Origin of the sequence: Diplocloster agilis (genome assembly GCF_019042275.1) — a bacterium.
Taxonomy (GTDB): Bacteria; Bacillota; Clostridia; order Lachnospirales; family Lachnospiraceae; genus Diplocloster; species Diplocloster agilis.
Map to the genome: position 1 here is coordinate 217,759 of NZ_JAHQCW010000001.1, position 25,781 is coordinate 243,539.

Here is a 25,781-nt window from a genome sequence, read left to right on the forward strand (position 1 = left end):
ACTTCACTCCCGTCAGCAAAATCCCCGCCTCGATCTCAATGCCGGTAAAGCATTGGCTTTGGCGGGGATGCTCTTATTTGTGTGTGGAGAGGTTAAAGCTCGGCCTCATCCAATATGAGATTCGGAAAATGCAGCAGCTGTCTGGGCTGGGGAGTATAACTTGTAAACAAAGTAATATCAAAATGCAGATTCGACCCTTTATGACGGATACTATCTCCTATATGAAGCTGATACCAGGACAGGATCTCCTTTTCCCAATCCACGGCCATCAATCCGGCCTCCCCGCAGCTGCACGGCAGTGGAAGCTGCAGACAGACGGGCAGCTCAATAGGCTCCAGGCCGCCGCCTAACACGCGGCTGTAGCGGGCCTCCATCTCTACCTTCATTTCACAGGTCTCGCACCCTGTCAGCAGTTCGTTAAAAAAGGCTGTCAGCCTGCCCGCTATACCTGGCTTTTGTCCAAAGGAAGCCAGATCTATCTCATCCTTTATTTCCCTGCTGGCAAAATACGGGCTGTCAAACCGTACTTCTCCCGTGTCATATATGAATTCCTCCGCTATCTCCCGGCCCGGTATCAGATCCCGGTTCCGGATCACCTCCGTTCCCGCCAGGGCATTCTGGTACTTGAGAATATTCAGCCCTTGTAAAGTAACGCTTCTTTTGGTCACAGACTGTCCTTCCGTCACTGTTACCCCTTTTCCTGTCTTCTTATCCCGGTAAGTATACAGACCGGCGCAGTCCGGGCCCCATATGGCGGGATCACGCCGAACCGTCTCATAGTCTTCCCCGGTGAGACCGACCTCCGGTACCGGCAGTCCGGGAATGTGAGCCGCAAAAACACCAATGGCGAACTCGTCGCCTTCTTCCCCGTCATAGCTTCCCTCGCGGAGCATAAACGAATACGAGCCGGCGGGGTCGTTCCCCACCGCTGTTTCGGCGTCCGCTAAACCGCTTCCCCGGAATCCCGGCATATTCTTCACGGCTGCCGGGCGTTTCAGGACAACAGCCGCCTCAGTCACCCCGCGGGACAACGTACAAAAAGAGTTTATGATCTTTTTAGCCGTTTCATAATCCGCGCCTTCACTAAGACGCGCTACATAAATATCCAGGTCATTTCTCATCTGCGGGTACACTGTTGCAAAGCGGGCAAGTGCGGTAAATAGCTCCTGGAGCTCATCCTTTCTACTTTTTACTTCTGTTTGATTAAAATACACCGTGCACCATATCTCATCCTGTGGATAATGGTAAGGCAAGCTATAGGTAAAAATGTAATTCCAGAGCAGAAGCTCCTGCAGACCATTTAACTCCTGCAGATCAGCTCCCTCCTGAAGACCATCTCCCCTCCCACGGCGCTTCATACCCGGCAAATCCCACAGGTCCTGCCGGTCTTCACCGGCCTGCTCCTGCATAACCATAACCGGCATATCCGGATAACTGCGCAGGAGCATAGGAATCCGAATTCTTCCCATGCTTCTGGCCTCATCCGGCCCCGTCACATTACCCAGCCACGAGGATCCATGATAATTCGCAATATTCGGAAGGCTGTGAATTTGATGTTCAAGCCATGACGGCTGCCAGATTAATTCCCCTTCTATCTCACTTATAATACCACCCTGATCATTCCGCAGCAGCTCCGGTGCCTGAACACAGAAGGCCATCCCGGCATTCTGCGCCGTCTCCAGCGCGAACCTGGCATCCGTTATGGAAATAGATGCCGTCTGGGACAATGTAACCGATCCATACAGCCGCGGGGGTATATTTTCATTTATCATCGCCTGTACCGCCAACTTGTATTCCAACACGGCGCGTATTCCATACAAGCTGGTAAGGCGGTTCAGCAACTGCTGCCGCAGGATCTCGCGCCCCATTGCGGAGCTGCCGCCCTGATCGGCAAAAACAGGCATAAGTAGGCCGGCCAGACTGTCCGCCAGGGATCTCTTCTGATTCAGCAATTCCTCATAAGCGTCCGGATCGGCCAGGAAAATCGCGCTTAACATCCCCGGTTCCAGAAGGTCGTCAAATGCCCGGACAAATAAACGCAGCCAATCATCCAGATCAATCTGCCGGAACTCCTTTCGCATATCCGGAGATGGGGACAGGCCCTGTCCCGGCACATAAGAATAGATACCGATATCGCCGCCGCTGTCCATCAGCCTGTTGGCCGGAGGACGTACCGCACAGATTACCGGTTCCTCCCGGAATCGGTAATCCGCCGCCCTATCCCCCTGGCGGAAAATCCACAGCTGGGCGCTTTCGCTTCGGGGCTGCTTTTCCTGACACAGGACGCGCATTCCCGGGAAGGCATGTTCCAGATTCCGGGCAAACACAGACATATCCCTGGTCCGCCCCGCTTCTTCTCCCACTCTGATTCCCGCGGCATTTAGTCCTGGAACCAGTTCCAGACAAGGAGGAATCTCCGTCGATACCGTCAGGATCGCGGGATCTTCCGTCAGCTCCTCCGGTACGATCTCTTTCGTCCGATGCATATGTAAACGGCAGTAAAGACCAAAGAGCTGCTGTTCGGCGGTCTGCCTGTCATGGAACGGGAAGGCGATCTCACAGGGTTGCGGAGCGGCAGCCTCTTTCCCCTGGGCCCGCAGCTTCAGATAGGCACAGACCGAATCCTCCTGGGCGAACAGCCAGTCATTCAGAGCCTCTCTCTCCTCTTCCCCGAACAGGAAGCGGTCCTCCTTCAGAAGGGAAGTCGCTAACTCCAGGCGCACCGGATTCGGATCCGTCAGTTGGTAATAGATCTCCCCATACCGGGCAAACGCCTGTTTTGCGCTGTCTGCCGCCTCCGCCTTATCATAACGCCGCCCGTCAAAACGAAGGGTAAATACTAACACCGGAGACGCGCCGAATGGATCCATCCCATGACTAAAACTGCCTTCCTCTGCGATCCTCCAGTCATAAGTAATCCCCGGCCAGGAGTCCGGTGGAATGAGCCGGTCAACATAACCCACGGTGATATCCCCGGCCGCTTCCTTAAGTCCTCTCACATTCCGGGAGACGATCCGGTTTCCATAGAGATCCTGCCACCATCCTTCCAGTCGCAAGGTTTCCCCGATACCCACATAAGGGCTTTCTCCGTCCTGATAACAGCTCCACAGATCCGCCTTTTTATATTTCAGGAACGGCCGGTAAGGGACGGCAGCCGTAAACTGCCATAAGTTCCCCGGGGCGGGGCCAATGGGCATACTGGAAGGACTGGCCATAAAGGAATCATTTTCCAGTATTCGGTAAGACAACAAACTGTAATTATTAAGCAGATATTGCATCGCGTCGGCCTTGCACGTAATCTCTTCCACATCCGCAGGGACCTCTCTGCCGGCGCCAGCTTTCAGAACGCCGGCCGTAACCGTCGGGTTCAGCATGACCCGTCCGTCGCATGCTTTGCCCAGCGGAACCGTCCCCTCCTCCAGGCAGCAGCCGGTGACAAACAGATTCATATAGTCAAAGACCCCGCAGCTCTCCTCCGTCTTTGCATCACACCCGTTTTTTGTCCTGTCATAAAGGACGAACAGGTTGACCGAAGCGTTGCCTTTATCATCGAAGATTTCATCCGGCAGGCCGCAGTCCTTTGCCTCATTCCGGTAATAGAGGCTGTAGCCTCCACTGTTCGTAATACATCCCTCCCAGAGACATCTGAAAAATGCAGACGTATCCTCCGGCGCGGCGCCGGGAATCCGGTTCCCCGCCGGATGAGTTTCCGTGGAAAGGTTCGACCGCTGCAGCCAAAAACTCACCGCGTTTCCTTCGCTTATCATGGCGCTGGATTCCAGATCTTTCTCAAAGTATCCCAGCAAAAGACCGGATACCGGAAGTCCGCCCTCCTCTACGCTTAGGATCCGTTCCAGCTTCGCCACGTCCTTTTGCCCCATTCCGGCCAGGTCATAAGTTCTGTTCAGCATCGGATAACCCTCCCGTCCGGGCGATTTCCTGATCCGGAAGGTAATCCTGGTTCCCCATCCGTAATTGACCCCTGGGCTTTCCGCCATCTCCCCTTCCGCCTCGTCATACCTGGCATAGGACATCCGGTACATAAGCGGTTTTCCGGCTGTGGCGCCCATGACCGCTTCCTCCGGCAGTTCATAGAGGTATAAAGTAGAAACAGGGCTGCCGGCATAAGGAAGTACGACAGGATCGGCCGCCGTAAGGGTATACGGGTTGGTAAAGGAGTAAGACGCGGCCTGCCTGTCCGCCAACCCCTGCGGCTGAAGCGCGGCTCCTTTTAATTCTCCCGGATACGCCGCCGCTTCCATCAGCCATTTTACCTGCCCGGCTTTGGGGCTGCCCGGTGAAAGGATGATCTCCAGGGGAGACCCGCACTCCATCCAGGGAACAGTACTGCAGTCGAATGTAATCTTAAATTCGTTTCGGATATCCGGTAAAAGCGCGATCTGTTGGCCGGTCAGCGCATACATACCCGCCTCCTCCGGAAGGCAAAGTTTCGTTCCCTGCCGTTTTACCCACATTCCTTCGGCAGCCGGACTTATCCCGTCCGCAGGAATCCGAAGACCATGCATATGATAGCGGGACGCCATACCGGACAAATGCTGTAAATACTGGCTCCTTTGGACCCCCATAAGCACCTCGGCCAGTCTGAGCTGTTCCAGATGCGGCAGGGAAAGTTCAGCCCCCTCGCCTTCTGCCGCCGCAAACAGTCCATGGATGGTATCATTTTCCGGCTGGGAAAGCATCTGCACAGAGATCTGCTGCTCCCGGATGATCGACTGAACCGTATCCCCTTCGGACACGGTATATGCCTCCCGTCCGGCCACCGCCAGGGATATCCCGCTGCCAAGCGGATGTTCCTGATTCGCCGTCAGCAGGTCATACAGCGTGTACTCCGGGCCTCCCCGCTCCCTGATCCAGCTTATGATATCCCGGGCGGACTCCTGTCCCGTCAGGGGATATTGGTAATTACGAAGCTGTTCTCTCATAGCCTGGGCCATCTGCCGCGCCAGCAGCAGAAAATAATCCGCGAAAACCCACTCGGACATGGATAGCGGGCTGCCCGTTACCTGCTCCGACAGAACCGGATCCCGCTCCTTTTGCACCTTCACCGCTAACTCATCGAACAATTCCCTGAGGGCATACACTTTATCCCAGGATACTTCATTATAAGCGCCGAACTCATAAGAGGTGACTCTCCCTTCCCCGTCGTCGGCCCTCATGGAAAGTTCCCCGGGCACAGGGAAATATACGCCGTTCCTTACCTGTCCGTCGTCTGAGGGTCCGCCGTCTGAGGGTCCGCCGTCTGACTGTCCTTCTTTCATATCACCCGCGTCTTCCCCTGCTCCGGTTCCGATCTGCAAAAGGAACTGCCCCTCGAGGAATTCTTTCACCGCATCCGGCGGCAGCGGCATCGGATTCTCCCTGGAGGAAGCCAGTCCATAATCAATAGCCCAGTCCAGCGCCTCCTTGGTAATAACCAGTCCGTCCGCCTCCCCGGGCGAATAATCCCCCTGATCCTGCAGGGCTGCGACCAGCCAGCGGCCGATCATCTTAGTCAATCGTTCAAACGCAGTATCGGGCTGAGATCCTAAGGCTTTTCGTACCGCGGAATCCCGGTCTTTGGAAGCGGGCAGTGTAGTATCCAGAAGAAGCAGAATCACCATGCACGGCGCCACGCTCCCGCTCCCCCACTCATCCGCCGCTGCAGTCAGGGAAGCGCTTATGTACCCCGTCAAACACTGCTTTTCGCCGGACGGGCGAAGCCTGTTCCATTGGAGGTTGTACTCCCTCCGGGGCAGCCTGGACAGCCGGGTTCCGGCCGGCCCCTGCAGCCTGCCCGCCGGCATCTGCAGCCCGCCGTAAGGCGTCCGGCCCAATTCCCAGGGACCTTTGCTGTCTGAGCCCAAAGAAAAACTCTCCTTTATCTTAAGAGAAAAGCTGAAATGAATCCTGATCTTGAATATGCCCAGATTGATGGATACGCTGAGTTCTACCTCGACCCCTACCGCCACGCTTAGCACCACCGCACGGTAGGCTTCAAAGGTAAACTGGACATAGAGCGATAATGACACATTCACCTCTGCTTTAATAATCGCAAAATCAACGCTGCCGAACAACTGCCCCGAAATTCCAGCGATACCGGTCAGCTTATAATAATAATCCGTATCCAGGGAAGCCTCGTCACCAAGCACTCCAAGCTCCGCCATCGGGTAAGGATTCCATTTAGCCAGAACCCCCTCGATGATGGCCATGATTGTCAGAGAAAATCCCGCGTTTAAAATCCCGTAGTGGACTGATTTTCCGAAGCCGGCCCGGATGCCGAAGCCAAAAGTGATCACCGGCTGAAATAACCCGTCCTCCGAATGGGGGATCAGGTCACCCGCAGTCTCGTCGGAAAGGCTCCCGAAGTAGATCCCTGCCGCCCCGGTTATAGGAATGAAGGGATAGATAATGCCCTCCACCGCCAGGGATCGCCCAAAGTCCTGGTTCCACGGAAAACCAATATCCACCTGATAATCCCCGTTCGTATAGACAGCGAGGCCGAAGACCGGCAAGGTCAGGCTGTAAGCGCCGACGGTGAGATACCGCATGGTGTCCGGCAGCGTAACTTCCATCTGGAAGACGCCAATGGTATCGGAGACCTTCCGGTAGAGCACCTGGATGTCCAGTCCCTTAAATACCTTGGCTGCGGCGCCATTTAGCCGCAGGCGCAGCGCATATAAAACCGGATCGCAGAATACGATCTGGGCATCCACCATATAATCCTTTTCCCCTTTACTCTTCAGAATTCCAAAATCCGCAGCGATCAGCCAGCCGCCCTCTGAGGAATAGGCGACCGGGGGCAGCTTTTCTCCTTTTGGAGGCTCCAGGGTATTGATAGCCAACATCGCTTTTTCTACCGTATCCGCCTGTGCCAGTCCCTCAATCCCGATATGCTGTCCGGCTGCCAGAGTGCGCAGGATAAAGGAAGAAGAACCGCTCCCGTCCGGCGCCGGCGCGCTGCCGGGCTTTGCGGCGTTCCAGTTGATGGAATCCCCCTGCATCCACGCAAACGATCCGTCGATGGTGATGAAAACCCCTTTCTCCTGCATCCCCCCGCCGCTATGGTATTCTACCCGTATCCCGCTGATCTTGGCGATCCCCAGATCGATCGGATCAATATCCATCTGAAGGGCAACCTGATTCGTTTTAAAATAATATAGGATGTGAAAATTCTTTGGAGAGATGGCATCCAGCACATTCCACGGCGCTTCCAGCCCGAAGCTTTTGTTGGTAGCCCAGGAAATCATCCTGCATAGAATACTGCCCAGTGTGACTCCTTCCTGGAAGCGGATATCCGCCTTCCACCCCTCTTCCTCCGAAGATTTTTCCAGCATCGCGGTTCCGATCCCCTCGCAGGTAAGACCGAACCCGTACGTCCCCTTGGGACCCGCGTACCGGTACCAGAGGGTCAGATCGATATTCGACCAGACCACATGTGCCCACATGTAGGCATAGAGAGCGCTTTCAGATCCCGGTGAGGCTGTCTGCAGGAACTCGCTGCCTGCCCCTTTAGCAGTTGCCTGTATGACGGCTCCGTGCAGGCCGGTATGTTCCTCCGGCGCAATTGTTCCCAGGGAAACTGAAGCTTCTACAGACAGGTTTTCTATAAAGGGCACCACCCACGGCTCCTGGGACGCGGCGCTGATTCTCCACCTGCTTGTATTGCTTTCAAACAGGATTTCTATCCTGCACAGCGGGAAGTCCGGTTCTCCTTCAGATATCCCCCCGCTCTTCCCGATATATTCGGAGAGAACGGCGGATAACTGTACCTGCTGACCGTTCGTCACCTCTCCCTTAAACTTCCATCCATTTTCCGAAGTATAGCCGGCAGTCACGGACACTGCGATGGGCATCGGACCGTCCGGAAGAAAATCCACGCTTCCCGCCAGCATCGCCGCATTATTGCTCCCCCCGTGCTGCAGGCTCAAGCCCAGCCCGGTAACCGTGAAAATATCCAGCACTTCCCAGTCCATATCGATATAGCATCCGAACTGCCAGTTCTTCCGCTGAAGGTCCAGCTCCATCTGGAGAACGGATACCTCGAAGGACTCCGGCAGCTTGATATCGGGCGATAGAATCTTAAGAAGATCCGAAAGTATCAGCTTTTCGCTTCCCAGGGAGAGGCCCGCCCGGAATTCGGGGAACCGCGCCCACACTTCGAGGACCGAGGTCCGCCCTTCATTTTCCAATGTAATCTGTCCGGTTATCTCAGCGGACATGCCCCGATGCTCGAAACTGCCCGGATCCGTAACTGTAATGCAGATTCCCGGCAGTATGGATAATTCCGGTTCCTCGCAGAAAGTCCAAGCCTCACCGGCCTCCAGACGGATCATAACGGACTGCAGCCGGTGTTCCCGCGTGTCATAGGACAGGGATATCTCTTTCGCCCCGATTCCCGCCAGGTCCCGCAGCGGAGCCGGCAGGATCTCCATAAAGTCCAGATTACCCGCCAGCCGGCAGAGCACCGTTAAGGCGCTAAACGGCTTGTCCCATACGGCGGACAGAACCCATACCTGATTGATAACCGGATATTGCAGTAAAAAGCGTATGTCCGTGTCCGCGTATGTATCTATATTTGTACCTATACCGGAATCTATAAATGTACCGGGACCTATAAATGCACCGGAATCCATATCTGAATCCGTGTAGGTAGCGGTAATCCCTCCCCAGACCGGCACTGCGTTTTCCGGTATCTGAAGGTCGAACCCTATATTCGAGAGCTTTATCCAGGGCAGGAATTCCCAGTCTTCCCGGGATCTGCAGGACAGAGCTGCCGTTACATCTCCCGTTTCAAAAAAATGTTCAAATACAAGCGTTATCACCATCGGTATCCCATACAGTTCCGTGCCGGCGTCCGAAACCACCACCCTGATCAGTTCCCCGTCGTCATCATATGCAGGCGTCACCTGTAAGCCTTCTCCGCCAAGGGGGAAAGCTTCCAGGTAGGTGCGCAGATAGGAAGTCAGGTTGCTGTCCGGAAGGCAGTCGTATAAGGAAAACGGCCGATGCATCGCCGCCTGCGTAAAGGACTTCAGGACTTCCTGCAACGTAAGGGGAGCGCTTGCACGGTATGTTGCCTGAACCGCCCCTTCCACCCGATCCTCCAAGTAGGCGAAGCAGGCCACCATTCCCATCATCAGCTTATCATTTTCCATCTCTCCCATGAGCTGCGCCAGGCGGTCAAAGAACTCCGTATATTGATTCCCCCGCTCATGACAATAGATAAAAAAGTGCAGAAGGTTATGGATACGTTCCAGGCCGGTGTAAAGTCTTCCCTGTGTCGGCTGACTGACCGGGATAGTGGGGTTCGTCGCAATCTCCTGCAGTTCCTCCGCAAATGCTATGTCCGCGTGGAACAGGTCATAATTATTCTGATCCCCATTATTAGAGCCGTTAAAATGCAGATACGGGCGTCCCCAGGAGATCATGAAGCTGGCCGTCCCCTGCCCTTCAAACACCGGAGGCATGTCCGCTTCTATAAACAGCCCGCGGAAGAGCGGTTCCACCACATCCCCCAGAAATAGAACATGGAGCGCAATATCCGTATCCGCAAATATATTCTGAAGAACCACCGGGGTAACCTGTTCCGCTATCTTGATCATGGACAGGTCCAGTCCCGCTGCCTGCACCTGTCGTAATAGCTCCCGCAGGGCATTCCCTTCCTTCCGCCTGCTGTCTGCATCGTAGAATAGGGAATTCATATTTCTGGTATATCCTGTGATAGCCTCCTCGTCCTGTTCCCGAAAGTCGTTCAACAAGCATGCGATTTCCGCCGCAGGCTTGGAAAATTTGCTCAGAATTACCATAAGCACCGGCTTTTGCTGGAGCGATGCATAGTATAGGGCCGCCAAGCCATAGTTCAGCAGCGCAACGGGAATAGTGCCGGTTTCCGCCAGCGTATGAAACCCATACACCGGCCACAGCAGCTGATTACCCCGCCGGCTGATCAGATCCAGCGCCATGGCCGATTGACTCTGTATATTGGGATTTGGAATGTTATGGGTGAACCAGGCTAATGCCGCGGGCTGCAGCATAAAGTCTTCCTGGTCGTAAGCATAAGCCATTTTCTGGAACAGGTCAAAACCTTCGTAATATACCCCGTAAACATTCTGTAATCGCCGGGAACAGTATTCTCCCGCATCATCCAGCCACTCAATCATGCTGGGCCGGTGCCAATTATAAGGTTCCAGGCGCAGAAAAACATCTACCGCCAGTATCTTGGGCATTTCACTAAACGGATTGTCATACCCACCCGTAAACCCAAAATCAGCTAACGGCAAAGATGCTTTGTCCGGATCAAATGGTGTAAACCAGACTTGCTGGCCCTCAAAATTAATGCTTTGAGTTCCTTTTTTTCTTTTATCGAACATTTCCACCAGGATCTCCAGCTTATCAATTAATGGTCTTTCCCCTTCGTGCCGGCGTATATCATAGAGAACGTTGACGGCGCCCCGGGGACGGAAGAGTCGCAGGAACCTGCGCAGTATATGGATCGTTGTGGCCTGATGTCCAAAATTTGGAGAGTTGTCCACGTATACGCGGATCTGAAGCTGAGGATTTCCAAAATAAAGCTGCAGCTGCAACATCACAGTTTCATAGATATCTCCGGCCTGTGGATCCGCCGACAGAACCAGCTGGATAAATTCATATATCTTCATATCATCCGATCCTCCTTTTTTTCTTCATCCCGCCGGTAGAGGGCGTACCATCCGCATTCCCGAATCACGGCTTCTTCCCCCGGTCCGAACAAATCGAACTGTACCGCCCCGGTGGGAGGGAACTTCAGAATATCGAATATTTTCAATGCCACATCCCGCATCAGCAGCATAAATGCCTCCTGTTCCCGGTCGTAACAAAGCTCTATGTTCCCAATAGACAGCTTCCAGACATTTTCAATCCCCAGAATACCTTCCCCACTGTTCACGCTGTCCCGGTTACCGCCGGTGCCGGCGCCTTTGCTGTCCGCATCCTGGCCTCCCCCCGGCAGCCGGATTCCTATAAACAGTTCCGGCTTCTCGTTTTTCGATGCCGGATTCCAGGCCAGCAGCAGCTGCGCTTCCCAGCCTTCTTTCCCAGCCAGTCCGCCGGCCGAACCCAGCGCCAATGTGAAACGCAGGCCGAACCAGGCAGAATTGGTCAGCCGGCTTAAGCGGGCGCCTGAGGCAACCGTGAGATAGCCAAGTTTTTCCGGCATCAGCGATGTGTCCCCCGCTTCCGGACCCTGGGGCGTCAGGGGCAGACAGGCACACAGGCTTCCTCTCCTTGGCCGGCTCTTCACCCTGTCCAGGCAGGCTTGATCCCACATCGGGGTAAATTCCTGCCGTCCGCCTGCCGTGGACAGATGCAGGACGGCGTTTGAGAATACCAGGCCCGCGGAATCTCCTGTTTTTTCCGTTCCATACGAGAGCAAATCCATCGGTTTTCCCTCTTCTTCCTCCAGAATCTCAAAGTCCAGAATTCCTCTGAGCGCAAACTCCGTATCCACACCGCTTCCGCCCATATTCACACCGGTCAGCACAACCCGGTTCAGGATGTTGCTGTCCATAAGGAATTCACTCTCGCCTATATTTTCCAGCACAAACATCTGAACCCCATCCCTGTCCTGAAGCCGGCCGGACAGGAGCGCGGCCTGATAGGGGTTACCTCCGTTCCCCATCTTATGGATCGGCGTACCGAACAGTTCCGTAAAGGAAATCTGCGCGTAACACTGCAAATCCGCAACCACGGAATCCCTGAACAGCACTTTCAGCATAAGAAGCCGGAAGTTGTCCCTGTCTGCCGCTTCCGGGGGAACCACTTCGACCTGCTGCCCCCTAAGAGCGGGATCCTTATAGTAAATCAGTCCGAACAGGTTTCCCTCCCGGTCCTGGCGCAATTCCCGCCCCTCCTGTTCCACCGTGCAAAAAGAAATTCCCAGATGATGCACGCACAGCAAAGAGGGATCCGACACCCCGTTCAGCAGGCCGGTCATTGATGCCGGCAGCGTGTCCGCATCCAATGGCATCCTGAGAAATAAGATCCCCTGCCAGTCAGGATCCGCGGCGATGTTGTTAAACTTTTGGAAGTAGCTCTTATCCTCCGACTCATAGGCCTGTTCGAAATAATCTACGAGCCATTGGGCCAGCAGTTGCTGCTGGGATGGTTCCCTTCTGCCGTCGATGACCGGAGAAGAGAATTCCGCCCGGTATGACCATGCGCCGGGATTCGCGATCAGGCTTTTCTTCTCGTCCCGTGACCGGTCCAGCGGGTCATATAACGCGCCCTTGCAGCCTTTTACGATCATGATCCCCCCATAGTGCCCGTAGCTTACCTTATAACCGATGGGCAGACGCATCAGCCAGTCCTGCAAATGAATCTCGTTATGGAAGGATCCCTCTATGTATTGCGGATCCACAGCTACCAGGAATAAGCTTCCCGATTGGAAAGCCTGTATGAGCATATCGTCCGGCTTTTCGAACCAGAGATGTTCCTCCCCGGCTCCGGAAGCCTTTCCACTGGCCAGATAGATCCCTTTCCATTGGTTCCCGTTAAGACCGGCCAGCAGCCCGCAGGGCGTCGTCACATAAGACATACTTTCCCCGTCGGGTATTCTGTGCAGATCAGCAGAGCTTTTTGTCCGCCCTATGGTCTGCCGTCCGATCCGCTCACACCTCTCCCGCGACAGGACGTTAGCTTCCAGAAGAATGACACGTTCTTTGTCCCCAGCGCATACACCTGCATAGGGAATCATAGGAAAAAAAAGATCCTTCTGTCCTTCCATGGAAAAGGAAGGGGTCTTATGAATCAAAAGCTGACTCTGACCCGGACCGTAGAAGGGATGCCCCTTCGGCTGGGCCACATACTCGGTCCCGACGTCCGGCAGACCCACCCAGGAGGTTCTGTGTTCAGATGACAAGCGGGGAGCATCCGGATCGTCCGCCTTGCCCACTTCCGGCTTATCTCCCGTTACCTTAGGAGCGAAAGCGGGCAGACCCGACAGAAAACGTAAGATGCCCCCAGCAGGCATTTCAAAAAACTCCGTGCCGTTCAGACCGCATAATAACGGAACCGTTATGTCCTCACCCAGGATCCTGAAATCACCCTCTGGGCACAGCCGGTGGTATCTTTCCCCAAAGCTCTCGGAAAAGGTAAAACGGGCCGGATACCCCTCCTTCGTCTCACAGCATGGCAGCAGGAAGAGCCCGGCTCCATAGATGCTTTCGAAAAAAGACGGAATCCCTTCTGAAGGATTGATATGGATCAGATTCCAGACCGTGGGACGGACCGCGTAGTCCTCCATGGTGCCGGACATCTCTCTTCTCCGGTTTCTGATATCACAGGGATCCAGACGGACCTCAAAGGAAAGGGTTTGGTGTCCGGATCCCGCCGGCGGAAAAAGCGGGGCAAAAATACTTTTCTTCATCCCGTCGTCTGTGTACAAGTATTCCATGCCCGGTTGCATCTGGTCAATAAACTCCTTCAGTGATATATTCAGGGAAAAGGAAAACCGGCCGCAGTTATCCCCGTCCAAAGACAGGAAGCAGTCAAAAATCTGATATTCCCCAGGCCGGAAATCCGGACGGAAGGCAAACGCGGGCGGCTGTCCGCCTGCAGTCTCGAACCGTACCTTCTCTTCCTCCACTTTGATCTTTGCATCGTTGACCACCTGAAAAGCTAGGCCGCCGGTCAACTGGAACGTGCACGCTCCGAACACACGATTTCCGTGGATTGAGATCCCCAGCGCCGTAACCGTGGAATCCGATATGTAGTCGGGATCGGACATCCAGAATATAGCTCTCTGGACATTCTGCATTCTCTGCAGCAGCATTGCGACCTGCCCTTTTAACCTGGCTGCTTGTCTCTCATCCGGGAATCCAACTGAGTATGGGAAGAACACGAAGCTGGCATCCGAGCCAACAGTATTAGAGAATGCCTCCTTCATTGGCAATGAATCGGGAGCCTGTTTCCCCTCCGGTATTATCAAATACGCGTTTGACTGCTCTGCGGGCCTGCCGCCGGTATAAAGTCCGGGAAATATTTTATAAAATATCAACTGAACACCCCTTTTCTCTGTTTTAACTCACACTCCATAATTTGACAATACGCCATCCTACACCCATGCCAAGACGTATGGATGTTATAAAAAAGGGGCCATCCCGCTTGAAAAATTTCAAGCCTTCGGCCCCTTTTTTTAGTATGATATTGCATCCGCTGCCCAGATTCTCGCTCAACCTACCTGGACGCTTCATGTTTAATCTATCAGGATTCGACCGTGTCAAAATATGTGGTCGCAGCGATACCTCTTCTGGACAAATTGACGACCTCCCGTGACCAACCATCCATAAAATAAGCCGCTACATAACGATGTCCGCTGATACCAGTAAAATCATCCAGCGCCACATAATCTTTGCTCATGTCACTCTCGATCTGCACATAGCTAATCGGATTATCCTTATAGATATCAGTCGTGATATCCCAGATACCGATCCAGTTATTGTAGTGATCCGGACGGTAGTTGGGCAGGGTAGTATAATCGATGATGATAGATTTTGGCAGGATCGTACGAATACTCAAATTTACACTCAGATACTCATAAGTCACGCCCTGCCCCAACTTAGGAATAAAGGCACTGGCGCAGAAATTATTGACCGGCTTAACCTCCTGATAGGCGGAAACAGAATATCCTATGATATAGCTGCCCTGCGTCAGATCCAGATGAGTCATTGTGACGCTGGAATCCTCACTGTCCGTCTGGATCTTCTTCGTTTTCGACGGTGCGCTGTCCCAAGGGATCGCAGCCCCCTTCACAGCCTCCACGGCAGGCCAGATTCCCAGATAGTTACTGTTCGTAGCGGGGAGACACCCCTGCAGCAGATGAAATTTCACCAGGGCCAGGTCACCCGTAACTTCGCTTAATTCGATCGAAACGCTTTTGCTTTCCACATTTGCAACTTTTAATGTCATCTTTGGACCTCCTGTTCGCATATAGATTTTTAGTTTCAGGAGCTTGCGGATAAACCCCATAACTTTATTATAAAGCAACCTCCCAAAAATTCTGCCGGCAGTTTACAGCAAAAACATGCAGTTTACGGCATGGCTAAACCGTTACCAGTATCCGTTACCGGTTCTTTGCAGTGGGACGGTAGCTCATGATCCACCTTAATCTATATAGCAGTAGGATCTATCTGTCCGGACAGAATCTGCAGGTATTCCTGATATTTCTTTTTGACGCTGTCCCGCAATGATCGTCCCAGCGAAATCTGCATACCGTTTTTCAGTACTACGAAATTTGACTTCAGATTTTGGATGAACCTCAGGTTCACAATATAACTCCTCTGCACCCTCACGAACAGAATCGGATCCAGCATACTGCTCAGCTCCTTCATCCGCAGGTACACCTGATAGGTCCCTCCCTGGGTATGGATCACCGCGATGCGATCGAAACTCTCTATGTACATGATGTCTCTTTGCCAAAGCTTAAGCTGGGGTCCTCCCGCCAATTTTATATAAATAGTATGACCATAATCCTCAAGCAGATTTACACATCTGTTCATTGCTTTTGAAAATCCAGTGAAAGCGATTGGTTTTAACAGATAATGAACCGCACCTATATCGTAGCTTTCATAGGCATAATCCGTACTGTCCGACACAAAAACCAGCAGGCTCATGACTTGCTTATCCCGGATCTCTACTGCCAGCTCTATTCCGTTGAGATGGGATTCCGTGAAAAAAATATTCAAAAATATAATATCATAATAATTCTGCGGCTGAGCCAATAAAAATTCTTCCGGCCCGTTATATCCATCGATTATCACGCATAATCCATGCGCTGCTGCATACCGGGACAGATAGCTTCTTAGAATAACCTCATCTTTAGATACATCTTCGCATATAGCTATTTTCATAACATTATCCTCGAATTTGTTCCTTATTTGATACTTTTATTCTAATACTGAAATAAAGATCCGTCAATTTCATGTTTTGCTTCCTGCATTTACCAAACAAAAAAAGATCCAATGGACAGCACTATACCTGTCCACTGAACCTTTTATCTGTTTTAAAATTCGCAGTCTATCCTTCCCGCTTTATACCAGGAAAATAGATTATACTAACTCCAGTACAACCTCCATCGCTGCATCGCCTTTTCTCGGGCCGATTTTCACGATTCTGGTGTAGCCGCCGTTGCGGTTCTCATACTTCGGAGCGATCTCTTTGAATAATTTCTCAGTCAGATCCACATCCTTGGTGTTTTTCTTTCTGCCTGCAGCTTTTGCAGGTACTTCTTTTACGGGATAGAGAACCTTTAACATCTGTCTTCTGGCATGAAGTCTGGACGGAGCGTCTTTGGTTACAGTCTTCTCCACTTCGTCGAACAGCTGTACCTTCTTGCCATCCTGTACTTCTTTGATTCTCTTGCCGTCTTTATCCTTACGGGGAACCTTAGCGGTTACCGTAACGGTTTCGTAATTATCTTTTTCTTTTACTGCCATGGCGATCAAGCCTTCAGCCACTTTGCGGATTTCTTTTGCTTTCGCTTCCGTGGTGATGATCTTGCCGTTATTGATCAGGCTGGTCACCTGGTTTCTGATCAAAGCTTTTCTCTGGCTTGATGTTCTGCCAAGCTTTCTATATCCTGCCATTTTACGCCTTACCTCCTACTACTATTCTTCCGTATGGTTTAACTCTAAACCAAGTTCTTTTAATTTCGCCAGTACCTCTTCCAGGGATTTGCGTCCCAGGTTACGGACCTTCATCATATCCTCGGAAGTCCGGTTACACAGCTCTTCGACCGTATTGATACCGGCTCTCTTCAGACAATTGTAGGAACGAACGGATAATTCCAGTTCATCAATGTTCATTTCCAGTACTTTTTCTTTTTCATTGTCCTCTTTTTCAATCATTACCTCTGCTGTCTTCGCATTTTCGGACAAATCTATAAATAAACTCAGATGCTCACTCAGTACCTTAGCAGCCAGACTTACTGCCTCGTCCGGAGCTAATGTTCCGTTCGTATATACATCCAGCGTCAGTTTATCAAAGTCCGTTACCTGGCCGACACGGGTATTCTCTACCGCCATGTTCACACGCTCAACCGGAGTATAGATGGAGTCCACGGCGATCACACCGATGGGAAGCTCTTCATCTTTATTCTTGTCAGCGCTTACGTAACCTCTGCCTTTGGTTATGGTCAGCTCCATATACAGCTTGCTGTCCGCTCCGCCGTTCAAGGTCGCGATTACCAGATCAGGATTCATGATTTCAATATCCGGATCAACCTGGATATCCGCCGCTGTTACAACCCCTTCACCTTCGAACTCGATATAGGCCACTTTAGGCTCATTGGTATCACTGTTGTTCTTGATGGCCAGACTCTTGATGTTCATGATGACTTCCGTCACATCTTCCTTAACACCGGGGATCGTGCTGAATTCATGCAGAACACCTTCGATCTTCACCTGGCTTACTGCTGCGCCGGGCAGAGACGAAAGCATAATTCTTCTGAGGGAATTACCAAGAGTTGTTCCATATCCTCGCTCCAAAGGCTCTACGACAAATCTGCCATACTTTTTATCTTCTGAGATTTCCGTAATATCAATTTTGGGTTTATTAAAATCGAACACTACAAAGCCCCTCCTTTTGGGTTATCATTGTTCTGAGGGTGATTATATACCACAAGCCTTTAAGGATTATTTGGAATATAATTCGACGATAAGCATCTCATCTACCGGAACATCGATGGCTTCTCTGTTCGGGAGCTCCTTAACGGTACCTTTCAGATTCTCCTGATCCACATCCAGCCATTCGGGAACCAGTCTTCCGCCTGCCGCTTCCAAGATATCTTTATATCTTTGGTATCCTTTGCATTTTTCTTTGATTTCAATAACATCCCCGGCTTTGATTAAGTAGGAAGGAATGTTCACGCACTTTCCGTTCACGGTGATGTGCTTATGATCCACTACCTGTCTTGCCTCTCTTCTCGTTCTGGCAAATCCCATACGGTAGATTACGCTGTCCAGACGTCTCTCTAATAAGATCATCAGGTTTTCACCGGTCATGCCGCGCATTTTATCTGCTTTCGCATAGTAGTTACGGAAAGGTTTTTCCAATACTCCGTAAATAAATTTCGCTTTCTGTTTCTCACGAAGCTGCAAACCGTACTCACTCATTTTCCGGTTTGATCTTTTTAATTCTCTTCTGGATTTTTTATCATATCCTAAATAGATCGGATCCAGTCCAAGGGATCTGCATCTTTTCAGGACGGGTACTCTATTAACTGCCATGTCAACTACACCTCCTATTAGACTCTTCTACGTTTTGGCGGACGACATCCGTTATGAGGAACCGGAGTGCAATCCCTGATACTGGTTACTTCCAAACCACAGGCCTGAAGCGCGCGGATCGCTGCTTCTCTTCCTGATCCGGGACCCTTTACCATAACGTCTACAGTCTTAAGGCCGTGAACTAATGCTGCCTTCGTTGCAGTCTCTGCTGCCATCTGTGCTGCATAAGGAGTGGACTTTCTGGAACCGCGGAATCCTAATCCTCCCGCACTTGCCCAGGAAATTGCATTACCTTCCGTATCCGTCAAGGTTACAATTGTATTGTTAAAAGAAGACTGGATATGCGCTTGTCCGCGCTCAATGTTCTTCTTTACACGCTTTTTTGTCACTTTTTTGGTAACTTTTTTAGCCATTTTAAACTATTTTCCTTTCCTTAAATTTGTCTGTCTTTCAAGACATAAAGGTATACCCGAAGGGTGTTTCCTTAAATTTGTCTGCCTTTTAAGACAAATAATAGTTTTTATCAAGATCTACAGCAGAAGATTATTTCTTCTTATTTGCTACTGTTCTCTTCGGACCTTTTCTGGTTCTTGCGTTTGTCTTAGTCTTCTGACCGCGAACCGGGAGTCCTTTTCTATGACGGATACCACGATAGCAGCCGATTTCCTGTAATCTCTTGATATTCATGGCAATTTCACGTCTCAAATCACCTTCAACCATCTGGGTTGCATCGATGACGTCACGGATTCTACCAACTTCTTCATCCGTCAAATCCCGGACACGGGTGTCGGGGTTTACTTTCGCTTCTGCCAAAATACGGTTGGAACTCGTTCTTCCAATTCCGTAGATGTAAGTCAAGCCAATCTCTACACGTTTTTCTCTCGGTAAGTCTACACCAGCGATACGAGCCATGTGCGCATTACACCTCCATTAGTTAATCATTGCAATAATTTCCTTGTTCATGTCTGTCTTTTAAAGACATATAGGTATACTGTAAGTATTTCCTTGTTCATGTCTGTCTTTTAAAGACATATTACGTTTCAAAAGTCAATTCTGTTTTCCCTCGGTATTGAAAAACGGAATCTATTGAATTATTTAAACCAGTATGAACAACGCAGCCTCGTGGTTCATACTGCAGCCGCACGAATAAAATGGAACCTGACAAGACAAATCAGCCCTGTCTCTGTTTGTGTTTCGGATTTTCACAGATAACTCTGATACTTCCTTTTCTTTTAATAACTTTGCACTTTTCGCAAATAGGTTTTACAGATGATCTTACCTTCACGGAAAACCCTCCTTTCTTGCCATAAGGCGATTCCTTAAATTTGCCCATTTTTGCCGGACATCTCGGTATGCCCGCGGGCTTTTCTTATCTATTTTCAGGGCATAACTACAAAAGGGCCCCAAAAAACGTCCGTTTTATATTATAACATCAACCATATTATAATGCAAGACAAATCTTCCATAAATTCTCTGAATTTTATGGGTATATCTCACTGTTTTTGTCTGGTTATTTATCTCTCCAGATAATTCTGCCCTTGGATAAATCGTAGGGAGACAGTTCAATCGTTACCTTATCGCCCGGCAGAATACGGATAAAATTCATACGCAGCTTTCCGCTGATATGAGCCAGCACCTTGTGGCCGTTTTCCAATTCCACCTGAAACATAGCATTCGGCAGCTTCTCTACAACTGTTCCTTCGATCTCGATAACATCGGCTTTTGACATAGTTTAGACCTCCTTACTCACCATTGTCGCCTGATAGGCTTTCAATATATATTTGATTTCTTCGTCTATGATTTTACTTCCGTTTTCAAATTTCGTCTGCAGCTCACCGGATGCCCGCTTGATGATCTGGACATGTCTCCGGTTTTTCTTTTTGGGCCGGTCCAGCGTCCTTTTTTTACCGTCCGCCAGATATACATATTCCGGTTCTACTTTTATTATGACATATAACTGGTCTTTATCATGACCTGCCTTTGCCTTCGCCAGCATTCCCGCTTTCCAATCTTCCATAGCCAAACCTCTACTTCGAAAGAGTGAAAATTTCCGGATCCCCATCTGTGATCAGAACCGTATTTTCGTAATGGGCGGACAAAGAACCGTCATCTGTTACTACTGTCCAGTCATCGTCAAGCCAAGCCACATCATAACGGCCTGCATTGATCATAGGCTCAATAGCAAGTGTCATTCCGGGTTGCAGGAGTATTCCTCTTCTCTTCTGTCGGAAGTTTGGTATCTGAGGATCCTCGTGCATTTCCTTCCCTATGCCGTGGCCTACCAGATCCCGAACTACGCCGTAACCAAAGCTCTCGGCATAATCGGCGATCGCAGCGGATATCTCATGGAGATGATGTCCTGCTCTGGCATACTTGATTCCTTCAAAGAAACTCTGTTTTGTCACGTCAATGAGCTGTCTGGCCTCCTGGCTGATCTCCCCGACCGCATGCGTTCTCGCCGCGTCGGATTGATATCCTTTGTAAATGACTCCCGCGTCCAGGCTCACGATATCGCCTTCCTGGATGATGTGATGCTTATCGGGAATTCCATGCACCACCTCGTCATTTACGGAAACACAGATAGAAGCCGGATACCCGTTATATCCCAGAAAGGACGGGATACAACCAAAGCTTCGGATCAGCTCTTCGCCCAAGAGATCGATATCTTTTGTTGAGATACCCGGACGAACCGCTTTCTCCATTTCCTCGTGTACTTTTTCAAGTATCCTGCCAGCTTCTCTCATCAGCTCAATTTCTCTGGCAGATTTTATTGTCACAGCCATATTTTTACGCTCCCAAAACCTTTACGATGTCACCGAATACTACTGCCATATCCCTTGTTCCGTCTACCTCTACCAATATTTTCTTCTCAGTATAGTATTCAATCAGGGGCTGGGTCTGGTCGTGATACACATCCAGACGTTTCTTTACAGTTTCCGGCTTATCATCTTCTCTTAATACGAGTTCACTTCCGCACTTATCGCAGATGCCTTCTTCCTTTGGAGGAATTGTAACTACATGATATGTAGCTCCGCAGTTTAAGCAGGCTCTTCTGCCGGCCATACGATTGATGATATTTTCGTCTGCTACTTCTACGTTTACGGCGTAGTCGATTTTCTCACCGTTTGCAGATAACGCGGCATCCAATGCCTCTGCCTGAGGGATCGTTCTGGGAAATCCGTCCAGGATATAACCCTTTTTACAGTCGTCCTGCTGTACACGGTCCACGACCAGATCTACAACCAGTTCGTCAGGAACCAGAAGTCCCTGATCCATATAGGTCTTCGCTTTCTTTCCTAATTCCGTACCATTTTTGATATTCGCTCTGAAAATGTCTCCGGTGGAGATGTGGGGAATCTGATATTTCTCTGCAATCTTTTCCGCCTGTGTTCCTTTCCCGGCGCCGGGTGCTCCAAGCATAATTATTTTCATAGTGATTCCTCCTCCATTATGAAGTATTACCAATAATTACCATATTTATGCCATGTATTCAATGGCATACAGGTATACCCGCAGGGTATTACCATAGTTATGCCCTAAAAGGGCGAACCAATCAAAGTCCGCCCCTTGTCGGGTCAATCGCATTAGTCATTCAGGAAACCTTTGTAGGAGCGAACCAGCATCTGTGATTCGATTTGCTTTAATGTTTCCAGGATAACACCCACGATAATGATCAGTGAAGTTCCTCCAAAGGAAACATGAGCTCCGAATACGCCGCTGAAGATGATCGGGATAACCGATACAATGGTCAGGCCGACAGCTCCGATAAAGATAATATAGTTCAGAATTCTTGTTAAATACTCCGTAGTAGGTTTTCCGGGACGGATACCAGGTACGAATCCGCCCTGTTTTTTCATATTGTTCGCGATTTCCATCGGATTAAAAGTAATGGAAGTATAGAAGTATGCAAAGAATACGATTAATATAATGTATACCAGTAAGCCCACGGAGTAGGCCGGTTTTTGAGGATTACACCAATTTCCGGAGTTCAATACCGCCAAAATCGTACTATCCTGCCCTTTCCCGATGAATGTTGCGATAACAATCGGAAACTGCATCAGTGACGATGCGAAGATAACCGGAATAACTCCGGCCGTATTTACCCGCAGCGGGATATGTGTAGACTGGCCGCCTACCATTTTGCGCCCCTGCATCTTCTTGGCATACTGCACCGGTATTCTGCGCTCTCCATCCTGCAGCACGATAACAAATACTACTGTAAACAGGATAACTGCCAGGATAATGACTATCGCTAAGCCGGCTTTCGCAACACTTTTCCCCTGAACAAACCGCTGGAATAAAGTACCGATATCCTGAGGAAGCCGGGAAATAATGTTGATCAGCAATACGATAGAGATACCATTTCCAACACCGTTTTCCGTAATACGTTCACCAATCCACATAAGGAATGCACTACCTGCCGTCATCGTAACAACTGTCATTGCCACGCTTACGAAGTTGTAGTCCAGTAATAATCCCTGACGACCAAAGCCAACCGCCATTGCGATGGATTCGATCAGCGCAAGGGCAACCGTTACATAACGGGTGATGGCTACGATTTTCTTTCTGCCGTCCTCTTCCTTGTGCATCTCTTCCAGTTTTGGAATTGCGATGGTCAGCAACTGCATAATAATGGAAGATGTGATGTACGGGGTAATGCTAAGGGCGAAGATCGACATCGAAGTAAAAGATCCGCCGGTAAATGCATCAAAGAAATTGAAGGCATCTCCGGAATGCTGCTGGAACCACTGCTGGAAGTACAACCGGTTCACTCCCGGAATCGGGAGCTGTGAACCGATACGTACGACTACCAACATGGCAAATGTGAATAAGAGCTTATTTCTTATGTCTTTTATTCTAAATGCATTACGAAGTGTTTCGAGCAATTAGATCACCTCTGCTTTTCCACCAAGAGCTTCGATTTTAGCTGCAGCATTTGCACTGAAAGCATTTGCCTGTACGGTAAGCTTCTTAGTTAATTCTCCATTTCCAAGAATTTTAACACCATCTCTGGGGTTTTTGATTATACCTTTTTCTAACAAAGCCTCAACGGAAACTACTGCGTCATTGTCAAACACTTCAAGAGCGTCCAGATTTATTGCTACGATTTCTTTTGAATTTCTGCAGGTGAATCCTCTCTTCGGGATACGTCTGTACAAAGGCATCTGTCCGCCTTCGAATCCGGCTCTGGGAGCTCCGGAACGGGCTTTCTGACCCTTATGTCCTTTACCTGCAGTTTTACCGTTACCAGATGCATGGCCGCGGCCTCTTCTGAAGTTATCGCTGTGTTTGGATCCTTCTGCTGGTCTTAACGTCGATAAGTCCATCATTACACCTCCTTAACTGCTGTTTCTATTAGATTTCTTCTACTTTCACTAAGTGTCTCACCTGCTGGATCATACCACGAACCGCAGCATTATCCGGCATTTCCACAGTTTTGTTTAATTTGCGAAGGCCAAGGGCCTCAACTGTCTTTTTATGCTTCGGAACTGCTCCGATGGTGGATTTCACCAATGTGATTTTTAATTTCTCTGCCATTTTCTTACCTCCTAAGCCAGAATTTCTTCGACGGCTTTGCCGCGATTCTTAGCTACTTCTTCCGGAGTTTTCAACTGTCTCAAGCCTTCGATGGTAGCGATTACCACGTTCTGCTTGTTGTTGGAGCCCAGGGATTTCGTACGGATATTTTTGATGCCTGCAAGCTCCAGCACGCTACGGGCCGGGCCGCCTGCGATGATACCAGTACCATCAGGAGCTCTCTTTAACAGCACGGAAGCACTTCCGAATTTTCCAATGAAATCATGGGTAATACTGTTATTTTCATCCATTGCCACGGTGATCAGTTTCTTGGCAGCATCTTCTTTCCCTTTGCGGATCGCTTCCGGGATTTCAGTTGCTTTTCCAAGGCCTGCACCCACATGGCCATTGCCATCGCCTACTACTACTAAAGCTGTGAAGCGGAAGTTACGACCACCTTTAACAACCTTAGTTACACGCTTAATGGAAACTACTTTTTCGGTTAATTCTAACTGACTAGCGTCAACGATTGTACGTTTCATGTGTTCTTCTCCTTCCTGCCTAGAATTTTAATCCGGCTTCTCTGGCTGCATCAGCCAGTGCCTGGATCTTTCCTTGATATATGAAGCCGCCTCTGTCGAAGACTACCTCATCAATTCCCTTTTCCAGGGCTTTCTTTGCGATAACCGTACCAAGATATGCAGCCGCCTCAACGTCGTTGGTTTTCTTAAGCTCTGCTTTTACATCCTTCTGAAGGGTTGATGCAGAAACTAAAGTGTTTCCCACGGTATCGTCGATGATCTGCGCATACATATGATTGTTGCTCCGAAACACAGCCAGACGCGGACGAGCAGCTGTGCCACTGAAACGGTTGCGCATTCTTCTATGTTTATTCTGCCGAACTTCGGCTCTTGATTTCTTACTAACCATTTCTCTAACCCTCCTTTATTATTTCTTACCAGTCTTACCAACTTTACGTCTGATAACTTCGTCAGCATATTTGATACCTTTGCCCTTGTAAGGTTCCGGTCTTCTCTTATCTCTGATCTCAGCAGCGTATTGGCCAACTTTTTCTTTATCAATACCGGAGACAGTAATCTTGTTACCATCTACCTTGGATTCCAGTCCTTCCGGATCTTCCATCTCAACCGGATGAGAATATCCCAAAGAGAGGGTTAATTTCTTACCGGATTTTGCGGCACGGTAACCAACACCATTGATTTCCAGTACCTTTTCATATCCATTGGTTACACCAACAACCATGTTGTTGATTAACGTTCTGGTCAGACCATGCAGGGATTTCATCTTCTTCAGGTCGTTGGGTCTGGTAACAACTACCTGACCATCTTCCATCTTGATTTCCATCTCAGCCGGCAATACTCTCTCAAGAGTACCTTTCGGCCCTTTTACAGTCACTTTATTATTTTCTGCAATATCCACAGTTACGCCTGCGGGTACCGCGATTGGCATTCTTCCTATACGTGACATGCCCGTACCTCCTTACCATACAAACGCTAATACTTCACCACCAACCTGAAGTTTACGCGCTTCTTTATCAGTTACAACACCATTATTCGTGGAAATAATTGCGATTCCAAGTCCTCCTAAAACCTTCGGTAATTCATCTTTTCCTGCGTATACACGAAGTCCGGGTTTGGAAATCCTCTTAAGTCCGGTTATGATTTTCTCATTTTTATCTTTACCGTATTTCAGGGTAATACGGATCGTTTTAAAGCTGCCGTCTTCTACAAGATCATATTTTGCGATATATCCTTCGTTTACCAGGATATTAGCAATCGCGAGTTTCATCTTGGAAGCGGGTACATCTACGGTATCATGTTTTGCAGTATTTGCGTTACGGATTCTTGTAAGCATATCTGCAATCGGATCGCTCATTGTCATTTGGGTTTTACCTCCTTTTTTTGAAATCTGCGGGGCTAATTAGCGGGACTGATACTTCTTTGTGAGTCTTGGAACGGCGGTGGTCTCACTAGGACTTGGGGT

At 49.9% G+C, this 25,781-nt stretch carries 21 protein-coding genes; all 21 read right to left on the minus strand.

What is annotated here, in order from left to right; translation table 11 throughout:
* Positions 1-92 precede the first annotated feature (92 nt).
* Complete coding sequence (locus KTH89_RS00915; RefSeq protein WP_238720290.1) at positions 93-10,658, minus strand: hypothetical protein; 10,566 nt, start codon at positions 10,656-10,658, stop codon at positions 93-95.
* The gene (locus tag KTH89_RS00920) at positions 10,655-14,032 is read right to left on the minus strand and encodes a hypothetical protein (protein WP_238720291.1); all 3,378 of its coding nucleotides are present in this window, start codon (positions 14,030-14,032) and stop codon (positions 10,655-10,657) included. The genes KTH89_RS00915 and KTH89_RS00920 overlap by 4 nt, the downstream gene beginning before the upstream one ends.
* Positions 14,033-14,238: 206 nt before the next feature.
* Positions 14,239-14,943 carry a hypothetical protein gene (locus KTH89_RS00925; protein WP_238720292.1) on the minus strand — a complete coding sequence of 235 codons (705 nt, stop codon included), beginning with the start codon at positions 14,941-14,943 and terminating at the stop codon, positions 14,239-14,241.
* A gap of 200 nt (positions 14,944-15,143) precedes the next feature.
* The gene (locus KTH89_RS00930) at positions 15,144-15,884 is read right to left on the minus strand and encodes a LytR/AlgR family response regulator transcription factor (RefSeq protein ID WP_238720293.1); all 741 of its coding nucleotides are present in this window, start codon (positions 15,882-15,884) and stop codon (positions 15,144-15,146) included.
* A 198-nt stretch (positions 15,885-16,082) separates the two neighbouring features.
* Positions 16,083-16,619 carry a bL17 family ribosomal protein gene (locus KTH89_RS00935; RefSeq protein WP_158343479.1) on the minus strand — a complete coding sequence of 179 codons (537 nt, stop codon included), beginning with the start codon at positions 16,617-16,619 and terminating at the stop codon, positions 16,083-16,085.
* Positions 16,620-16,640: 21 nt separating this feature from the next.
* On the minus strand, positions 16,641-17,600 hold the full coding sequence (locus KTH89_RS00940; protein WP_158343482.1) for a DNA-directed RNA polymerase subunit alpha: 960 nt from the start codon (positions 17,598-17,600) through the stop codon (positions 16,641-16,643).
* Between the two features lie 66 nt (positions 17,601-17,666).
* Positions 17,667-18,260: a 30S ribosomal protein S4 gene (gene rpsD, locus KTH89_RS00945; RefSeq protein ID WP_158343484.1), complete on the minus strand. Its 594-nt coding sequence runs from the start codon at positions 18,258-18,260 to the stop codon at positions 17,667-17,669.
* 17 nt (positions 18,261-18,277) lie between these two features.
* A complete protein-coding gene (gene rpsK / locus KTH89_RS00950; protein ID WP_158343486.1) occupies positions 18,278-18,673 on the minus strand; it encodes a 30S ribosomal protein S11 in 396 nt (131 codons plus the stop codon).
* Positions 18,674-18,803: 130 nt separating this feature from the next.
* Positions 18,804-19,172, minus strand: a complete 369-nt coding sequence (gene rpsM, locus KTH89_RS00955; protein WP_158343488.1) for a 30S ribosomal protein S13 — start codon at positions 19,170-19,172, stop codon at positions 18,804-18,806.
* Between the two features lie 259 nt (positions 19,173-19,431).
* Positions 19,432-19,545 (minus strand): 50S ribosomal protein L36, encoded by a 114-nt coding sequence (rpmJ, locus tag KTH89_RS00960; RefSeq protein ID WP_073992704.1) that lies wholly within the window; start codon positions 19,543-19,545, stop codon positions 19,432-19,434.
* A gap of 225 nt (positions 19,546-19,770) precedes the next feature.
* Positions 19,771-19,989: a translation initiation factor IF-1 gene (infA, locus tag KTH89_RS00965; protein ID WP_158343490.1), complete on the minus strand. Its 219-nt coding sequence runs from the start codon at positions 19,987-19,989 to the stop codon at positions 19,771-19,773.
* Between the two features lie 3 nt (positions 19,990-19,992).
* Entirely contained in the window at positions 19,993-20,277 is a 285-nt protein-coding gene (locus KTH89_RS00970; protein WP_158343492.1) for a KOW domain-containing RNA-binding protein, read from the minus strand.
* A gap of 10 nt (positions 20,278-20,287) precedes the next feature.
* Positions 20,288-21,043 carry a type I methionyl aminopeptidase gene (gene map, locus KTH89_RS00975; protein ID WP_158343494.1) on the minus strand — a complete coding sequence of 252 codons (756 nt, stop codon included), beginning with the start codon at positions 21,041-21,043 and terminating at the stop codon, positions 20,288-20,290.
* A 4-nt stretch (positions 21,044-21,047) separates the two neighbouring features.
* Positions 21,048-21,692 (minus strand): adenylate kinase, encoded by a 645-nt coding sequence (locus KTH89_RS00980; RefSeq protein ID WP_158343496.1) that lies wholly within the window; start codon positions 21,690-21,692, stop codon positions 21,048-21,050.
* A gap of 152 nt (positions 21,693-21,844) precedes the next feature.
* Entirely contained in the window at positions 21,845-23,146 is a 1,302-nt protein-coding gene (gene secY, locus KTH89_RS00985) for a preprotein translocase subunit SecY (RefSeq protein ID WP_158343498.1), read from the minus strand.
* Positions 23,147-23,587: a 50S ribosomal protein L15 gene (rplO, locus tag KTH89_RS00990; RefSeq protein WP_158343500.1), complete on the minus strand. Its 441-nt coding sequence runs from the start codon at positions 23,585-23,587 to the stop codon at positions 23,147-23,149.
* A 28-nt stretch (positions 23,588-23,615) separates the two neighbouring features.
* Positions 23,616-23,798 carry a 50S ribosomal protein L30 gene (rpmD, locus tag KTH89_RS00995; protein WP_158343502.1) on the minus strand — a complete coding sequence of 61 codons (183 nt, stop codon included), beginning with the start codon at positions 23,796-23,798 and terminating at the stop codon, positions 23,616-23,618.
* 11 nt (positions 23,799-23,809) lie between these two features.
* Positions 23,810-24,319 (minus strand): 30S ribosomal protein S5, encoded by a 510-nt coding sequence (gene rpsE / locus KTH89_RS01000; RefSeq protein WP_158343504.1) that lies wholly within the window; start codon positions 24,317-24,319, stop codon positions 23,810-23,812.
* A gap of 19 nt (positions 24,320-24,338) precedes the next feature.
* Positions 24,339-24,707 carry a 50S ribosomal protein L18 gene (gene rplR / locus KTH89_RS01005; protein WP_158343506.1) on the minus strand — a complete coding sequence of 123 codons (369 nt, stop codon included), beginning with the start codon at positions 24,705-24,707 and terminating at the stop codon, positions 24,339-24,341.
* Between the two features lie 18 nt (positions 24,708-24,725).
* Entirely contained in the window at positions 24,726-25,265 is a 540-nt protein-coding gene (gene rplF, locus KTH89_RS01010; protein ID WP_158343508.1) for a 50S ribosomal protein L6, read from the minus strand.
* 12 nt (positions 25,266-25,277) lie between these two features.
* A complete protein-coding gene (gene rpsH, locus KTH89_RS01015) occupies positions 25,278-25,679 on the minus strand; it encodes a 30S ribosomal protein S8 (protein WP_158343510.1) in 402 nt (133 codons plus the stop codon).
* Positions 25,680-25,781 lie beyond the last annotated feature (102 nt).

Bases quoted from the DNA above. Each gene is read 5' to 3' on its own strand.
- rpsE (WP_158343504.1), bottom strand. From the start codon at position 24,319: ATGAAACGTACAATCGTTGACGCTAGTCAGTTAGAATTAACCGAAAAA.
- infA (WP_158343490.1), bottom strand. From the start codon at position 19,989: ATGTCAAAAGCCGATGTTATCGAGATCGAAGGAACAGTTGTAGAGAAG.
- map (WP_158343494.1), bottom strand. From the start codon at position 21,043: ATGGCTGTGACAATAAAATCTGCCAGAGAAATTGAGCTGATGAGAGAA.
- rpsD (WP_158343484.1), bottom strand. From the start codon at position 18,260: ATGGCAGTTAATAGAGTACCCGTCCTGAAAAGATGCAGATCCCTTGGA.
- rplR (WP_158343506.1), bottom strand. From the start codon at position 24,707: ATGGTTAGTAAGAAATCAAGAGCCGAAGTTCGGCAGAATAAACATAGA.
- KTH89_RS00980 (WP_158343496.1), bottom strand. From the start codon at position 21,692: ATGAAAATAATTATGCTTGGAGCACCCGGCGCCGGGAAAGGAACACAG.
- rpmD (WP_158343502.1), bottom strand. From the start codon at position 23,798: ATGGCAGAGAAATTAAAAATCACATTGGTGAAATCCACCATCGGAGCA.
- rplO (WP_158343500.1), bottom strand. From the start codon at position 23,587: ATGGACTTATCGACGTTAAGACCAGCAGAAGGATCCAAACACAGCGAT.
- rpsM (WP_158343488.1), bottom strand. From the start codon at position 19,172: ATGGCTCGTATCGCTGGTGTAGACTTACCGAGAGAAAAACGTGTAGAG.
- rpsH (WP_158343510.1), bottom strand. From the start codon at position 25,679: ATGACAATGAGCGATCCGATTGCAGATATGCTTACAAGAATCCGTAAC.
- rpsK (WP_158343486.1), bottom strand. From the start codon at position 18,673: ATGGCTAAAAAAGTTACCAAAAAAGTGACAAAAAAGCGTGTAAAGAAG.
- KTH89_RS00925 (WP_238720292.1), bottom strand. From the start codon at position 14,943: ATGACATTAAAAGTTGCAAATGTGGAAAGCAAAAGCGTTTCGATCGAA.
- KTH89_RS00930 (WP_238720293.1), bottom strand. From the start codon at position 15,884: ATGAAAATAGCTATATGCGAAGATGTATCTAAAGATGAGGTTATTCTA.
- rplF (WP_158343508.1), bottom strand. From the start codon at position 25,265: ATGTCACGTATAGGAAGAATGCCAATCGCGGTACCCGCAGGCGTAACT.
- KTH89_RS00915 (WP_238720290.1), bottom strand. From the start codon at position 10,658: ATGAAGATATATGAATTTATCCAGCTGGTTCTGTCGGCGGATCCACAG.
- KTH89_RS00970 (WP_158343492.1), bottom strand. From the start codon at position 20,277: ATGGAAGATTGGAAAGCGGGAATGCTGGCGAAGGCAAAGGCAGGTCAT.
- KTH89_RS00935 (WP_158343479.1), bottom strand. From the start codon at position 16,619: ATGGCAGGATATAGAAAGCTTGGCAGAACATCAAGCCAGAGAAAAGCT.